This is a genomic window from Citrobacter sp. KTE30 (assembly GCF_000398825.1).
Taxonomy (GTDB): domain Bacteria; phylum Pseudomonadota; class Gammaproteobacteria; order Enterobacterales; family Enterobacteriaceae; genus Citrobacter; species Citrobacter freundii.
In genome coordinates, this window is the sequence record NZ_KB976057.1 from 45,960 (window position 1) to 63,385 (window position 17,426).

At 53.9% G+C, this 17,426-nt stretch carries 17 protein-coding genes; 7 read left to right on the forward strand and 10 right to left on the reverse strand.

Annotation, left to right across the window (positions count from 1 at the left end):
• Positions 1-61: 61 nt before the first annotated feature.
• Positions 62-610, forward strand: coding sequence for a helix-turn-helix domain-containing protein (locus WC1_RS00560; protein ID WP_003028726.1), 549 nt, complete (start codon positions 62-64; stop codon positions 608-610).
• 57 nt (positions 611-667) lie between these two features.
• Here the strand turns inward: WC1_RS00560 and rhaM are convergent, their stop codons facing one another.
• From rhaM to rhaB, 5 genes are all read right to left on the reverse strand, one after another.
• Positions 668-982, reverse strand: a complete 315-nt coding sequence (gene rhaM / locus WC1_RS00555) for an L-rhamnose mutarotase (RefSeq protein WP_016151263.1) — start codon at positions 980-982, stop codon at positions 668-670.
• Positions 979-2,127 carry a lactaldehyde reductase gene (fucO, locus tag WC1_RS00550; RefSeq protein ID WP_016151264.1) on the reverse strand — a complete coding sequence of 383 codons (1,149 nt, stop codon included), beginning with the start codon at positions 2,125-2,127 and terminating at the stop codon, positions 979-981. The genes rhaM and fucO overlap by 4 nt, the downstream gene beginning before the upstream one ends.
• A 126-nt stretch (positions 2,128-2,253) precedes the next feature.
• Positions 2,254-3,081 (reverse strand): rhamnulose-1-phosphate aldolase, encoded by an 828-nt coding sequence (rhaD, locus tag WC1_RS00545; protein WP_003847879.1) that lies wholly within the window; start codon positions 3,079-3,081, stop codon positions 2,254-2,256.
• Positions 3,082-3,224: 143 nt separating this feature from the next.
• Positions 3,225-4,484, reverse strand: coding sequence for an L-rhamnose isomerase (gene rhaA / locus WC1_RS00540; protein ID WP_003847877.1), 1,260 nt, complete (start codon positions 4,482-4,484; stop codon positions 3,225-3,227).
• On the reverse strand, positions 4,481-5,950 hold the full coding sequence (rhaB, locus tag WC1_RS00535; RefSeq protein WP_016151265.1) for a rhamnulokinase: 1,470 nt from the start codon (positions 5,948-5,950) through the stop codon (positions 4,481-4,483). Before rhaB ends, rhaA begins: the two co-directional genes overlap by 4 nt.
• Before the next feature lie 303 nt (positions 5,951-6,253).
• Between rhaB and rhaS the strand changes: the two genes are divergently transcribed.
• Positions 6,254-7,102, forward strand: coding sequence for an HTH-type transcriptional activator RhaS (gene rhaS / locus WC1_RS00530; RefSeq protein ID WP_003840473.1), 849 nt, complete (start codon positions 6,254-6,256; stop codon positions 7,100-7,102).
• A 131-nt stretch (positions 7,103-7,233) separates the two neighbouring features.
• Positions 7,234-8,082, forward strand: coding sequence for an HTH-type transcriptional activator RhaR (gene rhaR, locus WC1_RS00525; protein ID WP_003847872.1), 849 nt, complete (start codon positions 7,234-7,236; stop codon positions 8,080-8,082).
• On the opposite strand, the gene rhaT is transcribed toward rhaR, so the two are convergent.
• Entirely contained in the window at positions 8,079-9,113 is a 1,035-nt protein-coding gene (gene rhaT, locus WC1_RS00520) for an L-rhamnose/proton symporter RhaT (protein ID WP_003028737.1), read from the reverse strand. The two genes, rhaR and rhaT, sit on opposite strands and share 4 nt — an antisense overlap.
• Positions 9,114-9,314: 201 nt before the next feature.
• Complete coding sequence (locus tag WC1_RS00515; protein WP_016151266.1) at positions 9,315-10,736, reverse strand: L-fucose/L-arabinose isomerase family protein; 1,422 nt, start codon at positions 10,734-10,736, stop codon at positions 9,315-9,317.
• Between the two features lie 255 nt (positions 10,737-10,991).
• Here WC1_RS00515 and sodA point away from each other — a divergent pair, with 255 nt between their 5' ends.
• Together sodA and kdgT are read left to right on the forward strand one after the other, a co-directional pair.
• Positions 10,992-11,612: a superoxide dismutase [Mn] gene (gene sodA / locus WC1_RS00510; protein WP_003840480.1), complete on the forward strand. Its 621-nt coding sequence runs from the start codon at positions 10,992-10,994 to the stop codon at positions 11,610-11,612.
• A 233-nt stretch (positions 11,613-11,845) separates the two neighbouring features.
• Positions 11,846-12,829, forward strand: coding sequence for a 2-keto-3-deoxygluconate transporter (gene kdgT / locus WC1_RS00505; protein ID WP_003028743.1), 984 nt, complete (start codon positions 11,846-11,848; stop codon positions 12,827-12,829).
• Positions 12,830-12,870: 41 nt separating this feature from the next.
• On the opposite strand, the gene WC1_RS00500 is transcribed toward kdgT, so the two are convergent.
• Complete coding sequence (locus WC1_RS00500) at positions 12,871-13,767, reverse strand: dihydrodipicolinate synthase family protein (protein ID WP_003847870.1); 897 nt, start codon at positions 13,765-13,767, stop codon at positions 12,871-12,873.
• A gap of 152 nt (positions 13,768-13,919) precedes the next feature.
• Here WC1_RS00500 and yiiM point away from each other — a divergent pair, with 152 nt between their 5' ends.
• Entirely contained in the window at positions 13,920-14,594 is a 675-nt protein-coding gene (yiiM, locus tag WC1_RS00495) for a 6-hydroxyaminopurine reductase (RefSeq protein ID WP_003028749.1), read from the forward strand.
• Positions 14,595-14,655: 61 nt separating this feature from the next.
• On the opposite strand, the gene cpxA is transcribed toward yiiM, so the two are convergent.
• Entirely contained in the window at positions 14,656-16,029 is a 1,374-nt protein-coding gene (gene cpxA, locus WC1_RS00490; protein ID WP_003840485.1) for an envelope stress sensor histidine kinase CpxA, read from the reverse strand.
• Positions 16,026-16,724 (reverse strand): envelope stress response regulator transcription factor CpxR, encoded by a 699-nt coding sequence (gene cpxR / locus WC1_RS00485; RefSeq protein ID WP_003028763.1) that lies wholly within the window; start codon positions 16,722-16,724, stop codon positions 16,026-16,028. Before cpxR ends, cpxA begins: the two co-directional genes overlap by 4 nt.
• A gap of 150 nt (positions 16,725-16,874) precedes the next feature.
• On the opposite strand from cpxR, the gene cpxP reads away from it, so the two are divergent.
• On the forward strand, positions 16,875-17,375 hold the full coding sequence (cpxP, locus tag WC1_RS00480) for a cell-envelope stress modulator CpxP (RefSeq protein ID WP_003028767.1): 501 nt from the start codon (positions 16,875-16,877) through the stop codon (positions 17,373-17,375).
• Positions 17,376-17,426 lie beyond the last annotated feature (51 nt).

Consider the following 17,426-nt stretch of genomic DNA (forward strand, 5'->3'; position numbering starts at 1 on the left):
CGCGACCAGTTAATATTACAAGTCGAACGATTCGTTCGATATAAAGAACATGGAGTCGTGAATGACCCAGCCCATCAGTATGATCGCGAAAAGCCTGGTGCGTGAACGTCAGCGCACCGGTTTGTCATTGGCAGAGATTGCCCGTCGCGCAGGGATTGCAAAATCGACACTCTCGCAATTGGAAGCGGGCAATGGCAATCCTAGCCTGGAAACTCTCTGGTCGCTGTGTGTGGCGTTGGATATTCCCTTTGCGCGCCTGCTGGAGCCGCAGGAACAAAAAACGCAGGTGATTCGCCGCGGCGAAGGAACAAAAGTCGTGGCTGAGCAGGCCCACTATCAGGCCATTTTACTGGCCGCCTGCCCACCGGGGGCACGGCGGGATATCTATCTGCTGCTAACGCAGCCGGGCGCGGATCGGATTTCACAGCCGCATCCACCGGGATCGGTTGAACACATCATCGTGACGCAGGGTAAGGCGATGGTGGGATTGACGGAAGCACCGGAGGAGTTAGGCGAGGGCGACTATATTTGTTACCCCGCTGACCAGGCCCATATCTTTAAAGCGCTGGAGCCTGACACCCAGGCGATTCTGGTTTCTGAGCAGAACTAACTGTTATGTTGCGTTGTGCCGGATGCGGCGCGTTAGCGCCTTATCCGGCCTACAAGACTACTGCAAATAAAACACTTCTTTTAGCTCTGCGCTGACCGGACTGTTGTCTGGGTTGGCCAGCATTACGTCGCGCATATGCTTCCACCAACGTTGGCAAACGTCGGTGCTGGCAATGGCATTCCAGCGTTCTTCGGACTCAATCTCAACGGTGGCGAACAGCAGATTGCGCGCCTGATCGAGATAAATCGCGTAGTGATGGGCGCCGTGTTCTTTCAGCACTGTTTCCAGTTCTGGCCAGATGGGGTTATGACGACGCTGGTACTCAACGTGCGCGTCGGCATTCACCTGCATTATAAAGGCCTTGCGAATCATAACGCCTCCAGATACAGCTCGCGGACCTCGTCGCGGCTGGCGGTGCGCGGGTTGCACGGCGCACACGGATCGGCCAACGCTTTATCCAGCCAGCCCTCAATATCCTCTTTCGTCACGCCAAGTGAACTAAAGCCCGCAGGAATACCGACACGCTTGCTGAGTGCACGAATCGCGTTGATGGCCTCCATACTTGCCGCTTCATCGCTCATGTCACGGGTATCGACGCCCATCGCCTGCGCCACGCGGGCAAAGCGCGCCACGGCGTTTGGACGGTTAAAGTTTTCGATTACCGGCAGCAGGATGGCGTTGCAGACGCCGTGTGGCAGATTATGGGTTGCGCCCGGCTGGTGCGCCAGCGCATGCACCAGACCGAGACCAGCGCTGTTAAAGGCCATCCCCGCCAGATACTGACCAAACGCCATTTGCTCACGAGCGTCGAGATTATGACCGTCGTCGACCACTTTTGGTAGCCACAGGTTGATCAGGCGAATCGCTTCCAGCGCGTTAGCGTCGGTGAGCGGATGCGCACCAACGGAAACATAGGCTTCCACCGCGTGGGTTAAGGCGTCCATACCGGTTGCGGCGGTGACGGATGCCGGGATGTCCAGCATGACGCTGGCGTCATCCACGGCGATATCCGGGATGATATTCGGGTCGATGATCACCTCTTTGACCTTACGGGCAGAGTCGATAATGACCGCGTTGCTGGTCATCTCTGCTGCCGTTCCGGCGGTGGTATTGATGGCGACCAGCGGTACACCTGCATTTTTCACTTTGCCTACGCCGGAGTAAGCGGTAGAAGGGCCGGGGTTGGCGGTCAGGATCTTCACCGCTTTAGCGGTATCGATCGGGCTACCGCCACCGAAGGCAATAATGTAGTCACATTTGGCGTCCTGATACGCCGCGAAACCTTTCTGCACCAGCTCTTCCGTCGGGTTTGGAAACACCTCATCAAACAGGTGGTAAGACATCTGATGTTCATCCAGCGCGGCAAACAGGCTATCCAGCAGGCCCAGCTTTACCAGTTGACCATCGGTGACGATCAGCGCTTTGCCCCATTGTTTATTCGCCACGAGGTTCGCCATATCGGCAATCGCGCCGGCGCCATGCAGGCTAATTTTTGGCAGTGCCAACATAAAGCTCATCACTATTCTCCTTAAAAAAATTCCCTGGTGCCCGATGGCGCTACACTTATCGGGCCTACGGTGAAATGCGCACCGTCATGTAGGCCGGATAAGGCGAAGCTGCATCCGGCGTTGAGTGGGGAGGTATCAGTACAGCTCTATGGCGCTGGCCAGCGGCGTCACGCCGAAGCGTTTGCCAAGTGCGATCAGCTCTTCACGCGTAATGGTCTGCTTCATACCGCCCATCGAGTAAATCTTGACCAGAACCTCAGCGGATTTCTCTGCGGTATCGATCAAACCGAACGCTTCGTCGAGGGTGGGTCCACTGCCGAACACGCCGTGGAATGGCCACAGTACCAGCGAGTGTTTCTGCATTTCCTCGGCGGTCGCCTGACCAATTTCATCTGTACCTGGCACCATCCACGGCAGAATGCCAACGCCATCCGGGAACACCACCAGGCACTCGGTGCTGCCTTCCCACAGCTTGCGGGTAATCAGCGCGGTGTTGTTTTCCAGCACGTAGGTCAGAGCAATCAGGTTGGTGGCATGGCAGTGCATGATCACGCGGTCTTTACCGTTCGTCGCTTTAATGCGTTCACAGTGAGAGAGGAAGTGAGCCGGCAGTTCAGAGGTCGGTACGGCCTCGTGAGTCAGGCCCCAGAGGATGTGGTAGCCCGCACCGTCGCTGTCGATTTTCACCACGCCCAAATTGGCTGCTGGATCGAGCTGGACGTTGCGGAAAAATTTCCCCGAACCGGTGACGATAAACGGCGTATTCGCCAGCAGCGGCATCGGCTGACTCAGCGCGATATAGCGTGGTTTTTCGTGGAAATCGGCGCTAAATGGCGCGATATCTGCTTCATCAAGACGCAGCGTCAGGTTACCGCCGTTACGCTCGTCCCAGCCTTTCAGCCACGCATCAGAAGTGGCTTTGATCATCCCCTGGACGAACCAGGAAGTAGTAATGTTTTGCATGTTCGGTGTTCCTGTTTATTGCCCGAACGTTATCGGGTCTTACGTAGGCCGGATAAGCGAAGCACCATCCGGCAATCGTGTTTCATTCATTGCCGGATGGCGACGCGGGGCGTCTTATCCGGCCTACAAGCCTGGCGTCACGGTTAGCTACGTTTGCTCAAAATCTCTTTTTCATAAGTGCGCACGCTGTCCAGCCACTGGCTGCCCGCTGGCGTGTCGTGACGCTGGCAATACATCTCCCAGACGGCCTGCCACGGCAGCGATTTTTGCTCTTCCAGCAGGGCCAGGCGTGCGGTGTAGTCGCCGCTGGCTTCGAGCTGGCGCAGTTGCTCGGTCGGTTCTAACAGCGCGCGCAGCAGGGCTTTTTTCATATTGCGGGTACCGATCACCCACGCGGCGATGCGGTTAATGGAGGCATCGAAGAAGTCGAGGCCGATGTGTACGCGGTCAAACAGGTTGTGGCGCACGATCTCGCTGGCAATCGCCTGCGTTTCATCATCCAGCAGCACCACGTGATCGCTGTCCCAACGCACTGGACGGCTGACATGCAGCAGCAGGCGCGGCACGTACAGCATGGCGGCGGAGATTTTGTCGGAAATCACTTCGGTCGGATGGAAATGACCCGCATCCAGACACAGCGCCGTCTGGCGACTGGTGGCGTAACCCATGTAGAACTCGTTAGAGCCCACGGTGTAGCTTTCCGCACCGATGCCAAACAGCTTGCTTTCGACGGCATCGATATGGTGCGCCGGGTCTAGTTTCTCGCTGATCACTTCGTCCAGCGCGTCCAGCAGACGTTGGCGCGGCGCTAAACGATCAACAGTGATGTCTTTCATGCCATCCGGGATCCAGATGTTCATCACTGATGGCGTACCCAACTGCTCGCCAAAATACGCCGAGACGCGACGGCTGGCTTTGCAGTGATCGATCCAGAACTGGCGAATGGTGTCATCGGCGTGGGCCAGCGTGAAACCGTCGGCGCTCAGCGGGTGTGAGAAGCAGGATGGGTTGAAATCCAGTCCTAACTGGTTCGCTTTCGCCCACTCCACCCAGTTTTTAAAGTGCTCAGGTTTGATTTGATCGCGGGCAACCGGCGTATCAGATTCCAGATAGATCGCGTGCAAATTCAGACGTTTTGGACCCGGAATCAGGCTCAGCGCCTGCTCCAGATCGGCCCGCAGTTCGGTGGCGTTACGCGCTTTACCCGGATAGTTACCGGTAGCCTGAATACCGCCAGTGAGCGAACCTTCCGGATTTTCGAAACCGGCGACATCATCGCCCTGCCAGCAGTGCATGGAGATCGGCAGACGATCGAGCTGGCGTAAGGCCGCCTCGACATCAATGCCTACCGCGGCGAAACGCAGTTTTGCCAGTTCCCAGGCTTGTTCAAGTTGAGTGGTCATGCGCAAAGCTCCTTTGTCTGTCGTAGTGATTGAAACTGCGCCTGGTAGCGGGCAATTTCACTTTCAGGATTGGGAATGAAGGTGGTCAGTTCGTAGTTAGCGCGCACCACCTGACGGAAATCATCAACGTTGTTCAGCTCGTCCAGCGTCATCAGCTGGATGCCAATATTGCCGAGCGTGGAGGCCTCAATTGGCCCGGACATCACGCGAATACCGCAGGCATCCGCGCACAACTGGTTCAGTAAGGTGTTCTGGCAGCCGCCACCGACAATGTGCAGTTGGCTAAATGCTGCACCACGCAGTTGTGCCAGCTCTTGCAGGATGTCGGCGTACAGCAACGCCAGGCTGTCGAAGATACAGCGCGCCAGTTCGGCGTTTTGCAGGGGTACGGGTTGGCCTGATTCACGGCATGCTGCCTGAATTTCTGCACTCATATCGTCGGGGTTGATAAAGCGATCGTCGTTCGGGTTTATCAGGAATTGACAGGCCGGCAGCGCTTGCGTTTGGCTGATAAGCGTTGGCAGGTCGGAAATCTGGCGCTCTTTTAATACGCGCTGGAGCAGCCACAGCCCCATAATATTTTTCAGGACACGGTAGCGCCCTTCCGCGCCGCCTTCGTTGGTGATATTCGCCGCCAGTGCCGCATCGTTGGTATACGGCGTTCTGCTCTCAAAGCCCATCAGCGACCAGGTCCCGGAAGAGAGATAGGCGCTGTTTTTGTCGGCCAGCGGAGAAGCTATGACCGCGCTGGCCGTGTCGTGACTGGCGACGGCTACGACCGGAATTTGATTTTTCTGCGGGCAAATCCAGTGACCAATTACGTTCCCCGGATGTGTCGGACGACCAAACCAGGCTTTGTCTGCTCCGGTCCACGCCAGCAGAGTGTCATCCCAGTCGTCGGTATTAATATTGACTAACTGGGTGGTGGTGGCATTGGTGTATTCCCAGTTCATTTTGCCGGTCAGGCGAAAGCTGAAGTAGTCGGGGATCAGCAGGGCATGGGCCACCTGCGGGAGCAGTTCTGGCTGTTGTTCAACCAGCGCACGCAACTGATACAGGGTGTTAAAGGGCAGAAACTGAATGCCGCTACGGCGGTAAATTTCACCTTTACCCGGCTGCGCCATCGCTTGCGCCATAATGCCGGTCGTGCGGCTGTCACGGTAAGAGACCGGCAGACCGACACGTTGACCGACGTTATCGATCAGAACGTAATCCACGCCCCAGGTATCAATGCCGATGCTGTCTATCCGAATGCCTTCATCGCAGACTTTTTTCAGGCCAAGACGAATATCGTTTTCCAGGCTGTCGATGTCCCAGGTGTCAAAACCGTCTGTTTTTTGCAGGCAGTTCACGAAGCGGTGGATTTCACGCAGCGTCAGGGTGCGGTGTTCACTGTCGTAACGCGCCAGCATTACGCGCCCACTGGATGCGCCGAGATCGACTGCGACACAATGGCGAAAAGTCATAGCGAGGTCCTTCTGAGTTTTATTGCACTCAGTCTAAGAACCCCAGATAACGCGTACCTTCTTGACAGTGACAGCCACAATTAGCGGCTGGCAACATGGCAAAGGTGAACGTGATGCTGTTCACAATTTCTATTAAAAGGGTCGGTTTTAGCGGATGTGACGTCTTCCGCAATTCCCGATCTTTCCCGCCATTTCTTGAAGAATTGACCGTGTTTACGCACTTTGGCGTCAAAAATTTAAGGTGAGGGTGATAACCCTTAATTACTATTCAGCCATGTTCATTTGATCGGGAAGGATGTCATCATGACGATATTGCATTGCGTGGATTTTTTTCCGACAGGTAAAGCGCCAGTGGCTATTGAACCGCGGCTTCCTCAACCTGCGTTTCCAGAACATCATCATGATTTTCATGAAATTGTGGTGGTCGAACATGGAACGGGGATCCATGTGTTCAACGGACAGCCTTACACCATCAGCGGCGGTACGGTGTGTTTCGTTCGCGATCATGACCGGCATTTATATGAACATACTGACAATCTGTGCCTGACCAATGTGTTGTATCGCTCCCCGGATGCGTTTCAATTTCTGGCTGGGCTGAATCAGCTTTTACCTCAGGAACAGAATGGGCAGTATCCTTCGCACTGGCGGGTGAATCAGGGTGTGTTGCAGCAGGTTCGACAACTGGTGGGGCAGATGGAAGCGCTCGGTGAGGGGATGGATACACCAACGGCGGCAAATCGCGAGATCCTGTTTATGCAGTTGCTGGTGCTGCTGCGTAAAAGCAGCCTGATGGAAGCAGCGACCGATAACGACGCGCGGCTTAACCTCCTGATGGCGTGGCTGGAAGATAACTTTGCCGACGAGGTATGTTGGGAGGCGCTGGCCGAGAAGTTTTCCCTCTCTTTGCGTACTCTGCATCGCCAGCTCAAACAGCAAACCGGATTGACGCCGCAGCGCTACCTTAACCGCTTGCGGCTGATCAAGGCTCGGCATCTGCTTCGTCACAGTGATGATAGCGTGACAGACATCGCTTATCTCTGCGGATTCGGCGACAGTAACCACTTTTCGACGCTTTTTCGCCGTGAGTTCAAGTGGTCGCCACGCGATATTCGTCAGGGGCGCGATCTCGTTGTGGCAAGCAGCCTCCAGTAACGCGAAAGCTATCAACGTTTTTTATCGCCGAATCTCAGATAATCATGTTCCTTAACGCCGGATGGCGGCTACGCCTTATCCGGCCTACAGATTACGTGACACGTAGCCGCCACCCGGCAGGGAATATTGTGATGGCGAACCATCTGGTCCTTCTGAAATCAGACTTTTTTGCGCATGAGCAGCAGGCTGTCGCCGTAGCCGATCGTTATCCGCAGGATGTCTTTGCTGAGCATACCCATGAGTTTTGCGAGCTGGTTCTGGTCTGGCGCGGTAATGGCCTGCATGTCCTTAACGATCGCCCGTACCGGATAACCCGTGGCGATCTGTTTTACATTCGCGCCGAAGATAAACACTCCTACACTTCCGTTAACGACCTTGTGCTACAAAATATCATCTACTGCCCGGAGCGGTTGACGCTGAATGTTGACTGGCAAGGGGCGATCCCCGGATTTGATGGTGCGCCGAGGCACCCGCACTGGCGACTCGGTAGCGTTGGCATGAGCCAGGTCAGACAGGTGATAAGCCAGCTTGAGCATGAAAGTAATCAACGGGATGCGCAGGCTTTTACCATGGCTGAGCTGCTGTTCGGGCAACTGGTGACCCACCTTAAACGGCATCGTTATGCAACGGATACGCTCCCGGCAACGTCGAGCGAAACGCTGCTGGATAAACTGATCACCGCGTTAGCCGGTAGCCATGAGCATGCGTTCGAACTGAATAAGTTTTGCGAGCGCGAACGGTGCAGCGAGCGCGTTTTGCGCCAGCAGTTTCGCAGCCAGACCGGCATGACCATCAACCAGTATCTCCGCCAGGTGCGGGTTTGCCATGCGCAGTATCTGCTCAAACATAGTCGGTTGATGATTAGTGAGATTTCCATGCGCTGCGGCTTTGAGGACAGTAACTACTTTTCGGTGGTGTTCACGCGCGAAACCGGGATGACGCCCAGCCAGTGGCGTCATCTCAGCAACCAACATGATTAACTGGCCATTCCCAGACCAACAATGTTTGCCGCGACAATGATCACCACGCAGCCAAGGCTTAGCACACTGACCGGACGTCGTCCTGCATTGCTCCACTCTTTCATGATCAGGCCCACGATACCACCGCACAGGACGTAGAAGCTCATGTGCAGCATCCAGCTCATATAGTCATATTGCGCTGGAATTTTGGCATGGCCCCAGGCGTAAAAGAAGAACTGGAGATACCACATCAGACCAGCAAGCGCCGAGAACAGGATGTTGCTGATAATCAGCGGTTTGGCTAACGAGAAGTCGGCTTTTACTGACAGATTTTTCATTTTTGCCAGACGAATGAAGCAGTATCCCAGATTGATTACCGCACCGCCGCCCATGATGACGACGTAGCTTGGCAGGGCGACATACAGCGGATCGATACCGAGTGCTGCAGCTGCTTCGTGCATGGGTTTAGCCGCATCCATAGCAAAGGACATCCCCGCGGAGAAAAAGCCGCACATCACCGCCAGTATCAGACCTTTTTTCAGATTGAACTCTTCGGCTTTGATGCCCATCTTGCGCTCTTTTAACTGTCCGGCACGGGTGACAATCGCCACGCCGATCAGGGCGACCAGCACGCCGAGCAGGGTCATTCGCCCACCAGGCGTGCCGATGAGCACGTCAAATTTACCGGCAATGATTGGCGTCATTAAGGTGCCAACAATCAGCGTAATGCCGATAGCGATCCCGATTCCCATCGACATACCGAGGTAACGCATGGTCAGACCATAGTTGATGTTACCAATCCCCCACATGGCGCCGAACAAAAATACCGGCAGCAGTGTGGACGCGCTAAATGAACTGTAATAGGTCCAGAAGTCCGGCAGCAGGATCGCGCTGACGAGCCAGGGAAGGATTAGCCATGATACAAAGCCACCGATGGACCACATGGTTTCCCAGGACCAGTGTTGTACCTTTTTAAAGGGGGCATAGAAACAAGCGGCACTAGCGGCACCGATAAGATGCCATATTATCCCCATCGTAATTGCGTTACCCATTCTGTTTCCTTTTGAATTATCGATTTGGCAGGATGAAAATCACCCGTTCTGATATTCAAAAGTCTAAAGAGTGAGCAATAAATTAACCTTCAGCATGCTGCCGCGTGATGAGTAATGCTGGCAAAATTCAGGGGATGAAAGGGATGTTGATCACAAATGCAGCTCCGCCCCTCTTTTTGTGAAGGGCGGAAATATTGAGGATTAGCAGATTCTTACTGCCTGAATACCCAGTAACCAGGCGAGTTTTTCCAGTACCTCACCATGATGCCCCAGGCCAATACTGCAATGATGGGCTGGGCCGCCCATGCACCATTGCGTGGTGAACTCGCGAGCCGATAACGGGAAGCGATAGCGGCTGTTGGTGTTGCCGATATCCAGAACTTCGCCTGCCACAGCTTCACCTTCGGCATACTGTAAACGCACCCCGTTTTCGGCATCTTCAATTACCGAAAGAAAGGTTACCGGGCCAGACTTCACGGTCATCTGGATGGACACACCTTTACCGGGTTTACCATGATAAACCGGCAGCGGCACCAGACTCACCGGACCATCCGCCATTAGAGGATGCGCCGGACCGTCATGTCCCCACAAAACAACGTCATCGATAAATTCAATACCATAGGGTTCTGAGAATGAACCTCCAGCCCCTAAAAGTTGCTGAATTTTCATCGCCAGCACATTTTTGATTTCATATTCTCCCGCTACGGGAATACCACGGTGGGTAAGCAGCGTATTGCCGAGAATGATTGAGGTGATGATGTTCTCGTAAGCGTTACCGTTACGACCCTCATAGTAATAGGCGAGTGCGCCGAGCTTATTCCGGGCAATTAGTTTATCCATGGCACAGGCAGTGGTGAGCGCGCGGTCAAGCTCTGCAGGCTCGCATGCTGCATCCAACTGAAGTACACGGTGCATTTCCTGTTGTTTAGCATGGAGGTCTGTCTCGCTGACCTGCTCGCGATATTCCGCCAACTCACACATCTCCAGCGGCTTAAAGCGAACGCCCATTTTGGCGGACAAGTTCGTCATATTGCTGTAAACGTCCACCATGCCGTCATAATAGTGTCCGAGGACGCCGACCTGACAATTTGCCAGCATTTGTCGCGTGTTAAGGGCTTGTAGCCACTGCGCAGTTTGTTGCCAGACGTACTCATCACCCTGTAGTGCGCCAACGATCAATTGAAAGCGGATATTCGCACGGTTAAACACATTTGCCAGTTCGGGGGCGCTGCAGGCCTGACAGTGCGCCAGCCACTCTCCAGTACGCCCGCCCCGATCGGGAATTTGACGGATAGTTGAATAGGGCAGTCCTGGCTCTGGCTGTAGGGCCAGAATAATGACCGGTTTATTGATGCTCTGCACAAGGGGGAGCACCGTTGAGCTGAGCGCGTAGGTGCTGATGTAAAGGCAGACCGCATCGACTGACTGCTGTTGCAACCGCTTGATAAGGGCATCGGCTTTATCGACGTTATCAATCAGGCCGCCATTAATCACGGTGGCTTGTTGTGCCGTCAGACGCTCATCAATTGTTTGCAGGTAGCCCTGAAGACGTGACTCCAGGCCTGTAAACTGGGGCCAGTATGTGTCGAGGCCGATACCAAAAAGGGCAATGTTGACAGACATAGCAATATTTCCTTGTGAGATAATTCTCAGACTATGTCGTGCTTTATCTCCCATGTCCTTCATGTCGCTGCCTGTTTTCTACACAGGTTGGCAAAATTCACCTGATTTTCCCAGTGATGCTCACACTTTTACCGCATAATAGCCCTGTAAAAAGTACGGCATTGATAATCATTTTCAATATCATTTAATTAACTATAATGACCCAACTGCTTACGCGGCGTTAACACAGGCCGCCCGACAATACTGGAGATGATTATGAGTTATACACTGCCATCCCTGCCGTACGCTTATGATGCCCTTGAACCGCACTTCGATAAGCAGACGATGGAAATCCACCATACCAAACACCACCAGGCTTACGTAAACAACGCGAACGCTGCGCTGGAAAGCCTGCCAGAATTCGCCAGCCTGTCCGCTGAAGAGCTGATCACCAAACTGGATCAACTGCCAGCAGACAAGAAAACCGTACTGCGTAACAACGCGGGCGGTCACGCTAACCACAGCCTGTTCTGGAAAGGCCTGAAAACCGGTACTACGCTGCAGGGTGACCTGAAAGCGGCTATCGAACGTGACTTTGGCTCCGTTGACAACTTCAAAGCTGAATTTGAAAAAGCAGCGGCAACCCGCTTTGGCTCCGGCTGGGCGTGGCTGGTGCTGAAAGGTGACAAACTGGCTGTTGTTTCCACCGCCAACCAGGATTCCCCGCTGATGGGTGAAGCTATCTCTGGCGCTTCCGGTTTCCCAATCGTGGGCCTGGATGTTTGGGAACACGCTTACTACCTGAAATTCCAGAACCGTCGCCCGGACTACATCAAAGAGTTCTGGAACGTCGTGAACTGGGACGAAGCTGCCGCGCGTTTCGCAGCAAAAAAATAAATTCTATGCTTTAACGAAGCCCTGCAAGCGATGCTTGTGGGGTTTTTTTGTGATCAAACTCAATATAAAAACAATGATCCACTTAAATTGAAACAAGGTTTTATTATGCGAGTGGGATCACTTTTATAGTCTCTATGAATGTCTATCTTCTTTTCATCAAGACGGGCGCATCTCAAAGCAAGATGCAATCGCCCATAAAAATTGCCCCATTTTTATGTCTACAGGTGATGGAAATGCAGATCAAACGTACGATAGAGAAAATCCCAGGCGGTATGATGCTGGTGCCGCTTTTCCTGGGCGCGTTGTGTCACACCTTTTCCCCCGGCGCCGGGAAATACTTCGGCTCCTTTACCAACGGTATGATCACCGGTACGGTACCTATCCTGGCGGTCTGGTTCTTTTGCATGGGGGCGTCGATCAAGCTAAGCGCCACCGGCACCGTGCTGCGTAAATCAGGTACGTTAGTCATAACCAAGATTCTGGTGGCGTGGGTGGTTGCAGCGATTGCCTCACGCATTCTGCCGGAACATGGCGTAGAGGTCGGATTCTTCGCTGGGTTGTCTACGCTGGCGCTGGTGGCCGCGATGGATATGACCAACGGCGGGTTGTATGCCTCGATTATGCAGCAGTACGGCACCAAAGAAGAGGCTGGGGCGTTTGTCCTGATGTCGCTGGAGTCTGGCCCGCTGATGACCATGGTGATTCTGGGAACTGCCGGGATCGCGTCGTTTGAACCGCACGTATTTGTTGGCGCAGTATTGCCGTTCCTGATTGGTTTTGCGCTGGGTAATCTGGATCCTGAGCTGCGGGAATTCTTCAGTAAGGCCGTGCAGACGCTGATCCCGTTCTTTGCCTTCGCATTAGGTAACACCATTGATTTGAGCGTGATTGCTCAGACCGGCGTGCTGGGTATTCTGCTGGGCGTGGCAGTGATTATCATCACTGGTATTCCATTGATTATCGCCGATAAACTGATTGGTGGTGGCGATGGTACGGCGGGGATTGCGGCTTCCAGTTCTGCGGGGGCGGCGGTTGCTACGCCTGTGCTGATTGCTGAAATGGTTCCGGCATTTAAACCGATGGCACCGGCAGCAACTTCCCTGGTCGCCACGTCGGTGATTGTGACCTCCATTCTGGTGCCGATTATCACGTCTATCTGGTCGAAAAGGGCCAAAGCAAGGGCGGCAGAAATTGATCTTCGTGGCACCGTGAAGTAAGTCTCTTAAGCCGGATGGTCTGCACCATCCGGCCTAATTATTTACCCTTTGACGACAAACACCTCATCGATTGTTCTACACTCACTCTCGTTCAACTCTCCACCGGCATTACGTGACACGCCGGAGCAATAGCCAAACTTACGCGATACCACGGTTTTGATGGTGGTGACAAAATCTTCGCCGATGGCATAGATGGACATGTAGGTGCCAATCTGGTCCTGAATATCGCGAAGCGCTGCCAGGTCGCCCTGTTTAAACGCTTCCCGCGCGCTGACAAACAGTTCCGGCATGACGTTGTTCAACCCTGAAATAATCCCTGCGCCACCTGCCAACAGGTTGGGTATATAGTATTCGTCGTAGCCGGACAGCACGGCAAAATCCTCCCGCACGGCGCGGGTGGTCTGAATCATACTGCGAGTATGAGACTGGCAGTCGACGGTGTCTTTGATACCAGCGAAATTCGGGAACTCAGCGGCGAGGGAGGCAACCAGCTCTGGGGTTAAATCGCAGCCGGTGCGTGCCGGGAAGTTATAGGCAAACCATTTGCCGCTGAGTTTCTGCCCCAACTGACGGAAGTAGCTCAGCAGCTGTTTCGCCGTTTGTCCGTAGTAGTAGGGCGGCAGGATCATCACGGCATCGTAACCTGAGCGATACGCTTCCTGCGCCATCAACAATACATCATTCTGGCAGGTGGATGAGACGTTGGCGACCATCTTCAGCGAGCTCATGGCGCGGGCCTCGCGGATCAGCAACAGCCTTTCTTCGAGCGTAAAGGAAGCAAATTCCCCGATGCTGCCCATCAGCAAAATCACATCGATTTTGGCCTCGGTAAGGCGTTTGAGATGCTGGTTTAGACCGTTGAGATCGATCTTACCGTCATTGTCCATTGGCGTAATGGAAGGACACCAGACGCCAGCAAATTGCGATTGACCAGTCACGTTGTCGACTCCTTATTTGAAATGATGTTTCAAAACCAGCTTACATTGATAGCATGTGTCCCTAAGTTTCATGTGAACCGTGCTCTCATTTTGAGCGACTGGGGTAAAATAAATGTGGTGTAATGGGGGAAATTTATCGGGAGAGGGAACAGATGCGATATCCGGTCGATGTTTTTACGGGCAAAGTTCGGGACTACACGGGAAGCCGTCCCAGCGCGATTGCTAAAGTCCAGATTGACGGTGAGCTGATGCTGACCGAACTGGGGCTGACGGGAGATGAACAGGCGGAAGCGAAAATTCATGGCGGGCCGGATCGCGCGCTGTGTCACTATCCGCGTGAACACTATCAGCACTGGAGACAAGCGTTTCCGGAGCAGGCGGAGCTATTTGTCGCGCCCGCGTTTGGTGAGAACCTCTCTACTGAGGGGCTGACTGAAGAGAATGTGTATATTGGTGACATTTTCCAGTGGGGAGAGGCGTTGATTCAGGTCACGCAGCCGCGCTCGCCGTGCTTTAAGTTGAATTTCCATTTTGGCATCAGCGATATGGCCTGCCAGATGCAGGATGCAGGTAAGACGGGCTGGCTGTGCAGCGTCGTCGCGGCAGGGCTGGTATCTGCAGACGCGCCGTTGATCCTGGCGTCACGCGTGAGCGACGTCAGCGTGCGGGAGGCAATTGCTATCGCCTGGCATATGCCGTTTGATGATTCGCAATATCACCGTTTACTGTCGGCTGCCGGGTTATCAAAAAGTTGGACCAGAACGATGCAAAAGCGTCGTTTAAGCGGCAAGATCGAAGACAATTCCCGCCGTTTGTGGGGGAAATAATTCCCCCTGTCCGTGGAGGCCGGATGAGGCATTACGCCGCCATCCGGCAACACAGAGAGACTCAGGAACGCTTATACAACGGTAACCAAATTACCAGCCGTAAACCACCCAGCGGGCTGTCTTCGGCCTTCACCCAGCCACGATGCTGCTGGATTGCGGTTTCAACAATCGCCAGACCCAGACCTGTTCCGCCAGACTCGCGATCGCGTGCCTCATCGGTACGATAGAACGGACGGAAAATCTGTTCTCTGTCTTCAGGGCTTACACCTGGGCCATCGTCGTCCACGGTGATGGTAATCCCGTCGATATCCACCGCGAAGCCAACTTCAATCTTCGTATGTGAATAGCGCAGGGCATTGCGCACAATGTTTTCCAGCGCACTTTCCAACGCATTTGGGTTACCGTACAGCGGCCACGGACCCGGCGGGAAATTCACCGTGAGCGATTTACCCATCTGCTCAGCTTCAAAGGCGGCGTTATCCAGCACTTCGCCCCACAGCTGATTAGCTTTCACCGTTTCACTGACCAGCGCGTTTTTCTGCTGATTACGCGACATCACCAGCAGGTCGTTGATCATGCTGTCTAGTCGGTGTGCTTCTGTTTCAATGCGCTCCAGCTCTTTGCTCTCACCGCTACGACGGCGCAGCAGAGCGGTGCCCAGTTGCAGACGCGTTAGCGGTGTTCTCAGCTCGTGAGAGATGTCCGACAGCAAACGTTGCTGCGTGGTCATCATCCGTTCCAGCGCCGTCACCATCTGGTTAAAGCTGGCACCTGCCGCCAGAAACTCCTGCGGACCGGCTTCCAGCTCCGGATGTTGACGCAGGTTGCCCTGGGCCACTTCATCCGCCGCGTTTTTCAACTTACGCGCTGGTTTCGCCAGACTCCAGGCAAGCCAGAGCAATAGCGGAGAGCTGACTAACATGGTGACGATCAGCAATAACAGCGGTCGGTCAAACAGCAGGTTGATAAAGTCAGATTGTGAGCTGCTGGCTGGTCGAATGAGATACAGCTGGTAGTTATCTTCACCGTCTCTGACGGAGAAAGGCCCGACCATCTCAACGCGACCGTATTTTTTCTTTTGCGGATGGTCTGCGTTATCGGCCTGACCAATAAAGTTACGAATGATCTGCATTTCATTGCGTTCTGCGCCGATCACGCGTCCTTCCGTCGTAACAAGTAATAACCGCTGTCCTGGCGGCGCCCACTTGTCTATCGCCCGAAACAAGCGACGCCACCACATCAAATCGTTGGGTGGATCGTTCGCCAGTTCAGCTTCAACGTGTTGCTCAATCATTAACCCCTGGCGCTGCTCGCTGTCCAGTAGCTCGGTCATCTGGCGTGAGTCGAGCTTGGGTAACATCAGCACCAACATCAACACCAGTGCCAGCGTCAACCAGAAGATGGCAAAGATGCGCGCGGTTAAGCTCCCTATCATGAAGCGGAAACCATCAGGTAGCCGCGACCACGCAGGGTTTTAAACCACGGGTGTCCGTCTTTACGCTCTGGCAGCTTACGACGCAGGTTCGAGATATGCATATCGATAGCGCGATCGAAAGGCGTCAGGCGTTTACCCAGCACTTCCTGGCTCAGGTGCTCACGCGAAACCACCTGACCGAGATGCTGTGCCAGCAAATAAAGCAGGGTGAATTCGGTGCCGGTTAACTCCAGAATTTGCCCGTCAAAGCTGGCTTCCTGGCGACCCGGATTAAGGCTTAACGCATCTACTTCCAGAGTCGGCGAGCCGTTATCGCTGTTCTGCTGCTGTTCGCTCCAGTGTGAGCGACGCAGAATAGCGCGGATGCGCGCGACCAGTTCACGGTCGTTAAACGGTTTGGGTAAATAGTCGTCCGCGCCCAGCTCAAGGCCAAGTACGCGATCCAATTCGCTGCCGCGAGCGGTCAGCATGATTACGGGTGTCTGGTGTGTCTGACGAAGTGCTTTCAGCGTATCAATGCCGTTTTTCTTCGGCATCATGACGTCGAGCAAAAGTAAATCGATGCTGTCATCCAGAAGCTCAAGCGCCTGTTCCCCATCATAGGCAACCAGCACATCGAAACCTTCCATTTCGAGCAACTCCTTTAACAGGGAAGTCAGCTCTCGGTCATCATCAACTAACAGGATTTTATTCATTGTTTACGTACCTCCGAGGCAGAAATTACGTCATCAGGCGTCGCTAATCTATGACTTTACGTTGTTTTACACCCCCTGACGCATGTTTGCAGCCCGAATCGTAAACTGTCTCTCGTTGAATCGCGACAGAAAAGATTTTGGGAGCAAGTGATGGGCAAAGTTAGCGCTGCCGTCATGGCCTCAACGCTGGCACTTAGTACATTTAGCCATGCAGCTGAAGTCGTCACAGGCGATCACTGGCACCTGGGTGAAGGCTCATCGCAACGTAGCGTTCAGAGCCACATGTTTGACGGTATCAGTTTAACCGAACATCAACGTCAACAGATGCGAGATTTAATGCAGCAGGCAAGACACGAACAGCCTCCTGTTAATGTTAGCGAAATGGAGACAATGCATCGCCTTGTCACCGCAGAGAAATTTGATGAAAGCGCAGTGCGCGCTCAGGCAGAAAGAATGGCGCAAGAACAGGTTGCCCGCCAGGTTGAAATAGCCAGGATCCGCAACCAGATGTATCGCCTGTTAACGCCCGAGCAGCAAGCGGTTTTAAATGAGAAACATGAACAACGAATGGAGCAACTGCGCGACGTAGCGCACTGGAAAAAAAGCTCATCGTTGAATTTATTGAGTAGTAGCAACTCACGTTCCCAGTAGTAACCCTGTTTTCCTTGCCATAGACACCATCCCTGTCTTCCCCCACATGAT

Bases quoted from the DNA above. Each gene is read 5' to 3' on its own strand.
- WC1_RS00515 (WP_016151266.1), bottom strand. From the start codon at position 10,736: ATGTCTGTCAACATTGCCCTTTTTGGTATCGGCCTCGACACATACTGG.
- rhaA (WP_003847877.1), bottom strand. From the start codon at position 4,484: ATGACCACTCAACTTGAACAAGCCTGGGAACTGGCAAAACTGCGTTTC.
- cpxP (WP_003028767.1), top strand. From the start codon at position 16,875: ATGGGCAAAGTTAGCGCTGCCGTCATGGCCTCAACGCTGGCACTTAGT.
- kdgT (WP_003028743.1), top strand. From the start codon at position 11,846: ATGCAGATCAAACGTACGATAGAGAAAATCCCAGGCGGTATGATGCTG.
- yiiM (WP_003028749.1), top strand. From the start codon at position 13,920: ATGCGATATCCGGTCGATGTTTTTACGGGCAAAGTTCGGGACTACACG.
- rhaB (WP_016151265.1), bottom strand. From the start codon at position 5,950: ATGACTTTTCGCCATTGTGTCGCAGTCGATCTCGGCGCATCCAGTGGG.
- rhaD (WP_003847879.1), bottom strand. From the start codon at position 3,081: ATGCAAAACATTACTACTTCCTGGTTCGTCCAGGGGATGATCAAAGCC.
- fucO (WP_016151264.1), bottom strand. From the start codon at position 2,127: ATGAGCTTTATGTTGGCACTGCCAAAAATTAGCCTGCATGGCGCCGGC.
- WC1_RS00560 (WP_003028726.1), top strand. From the start codon at position 62: ATGACCCAGCCCATCAGTATGATCGCGAAAAGCCTGGTGCGTGAACGT.
- rhaR (WP_003847872.1), top strand. From the start codon at position 7,234: ATGGCGAACCATCTGGTCCTTCTGAAATCAGACTTTTTTGCGCATGAG.
- rhaT (WP_003028737.1), bottom strand. From the start codon at position 9,113: ATGGGTAACGCAATTACGATGGGGATAATATGGCATCTTATCGGTGCC.
- cpxR (WP_003028763.1), bottom strand. From the start codon at position 16,724: ATGAATAAAATCCTGTTAGTTGATGATGACCGAGAGCTGACTTCCCTG.
- cpxA (WP_003840485.1), bottom strand. From the start codon at position 16,029: ATGATAGGGAGCTTAACCGCGCGCATCTTTGCCATCTTCTGGTTGACG.
- sodA (WP_003840480.1), top strand. From the start codon at position 10,992: ATGAGTTATACACTGCCATCCCTGCCGTACGCTTATGATGCCCTTGAA.
- rhaS (WP_003840473.1), top strand. From the start codon at position 6,254: ATGACGATATTGCATTGCGTGGATTTTTTTCCGACAGGTAAAGCGCCA.
- rhaM (WP_016151263.1), bottom strand. From the start codon at position 982: ATGATTCGCAAGGCCTTTATAATGCAGGTGAATGCCGACGCGCACGTT.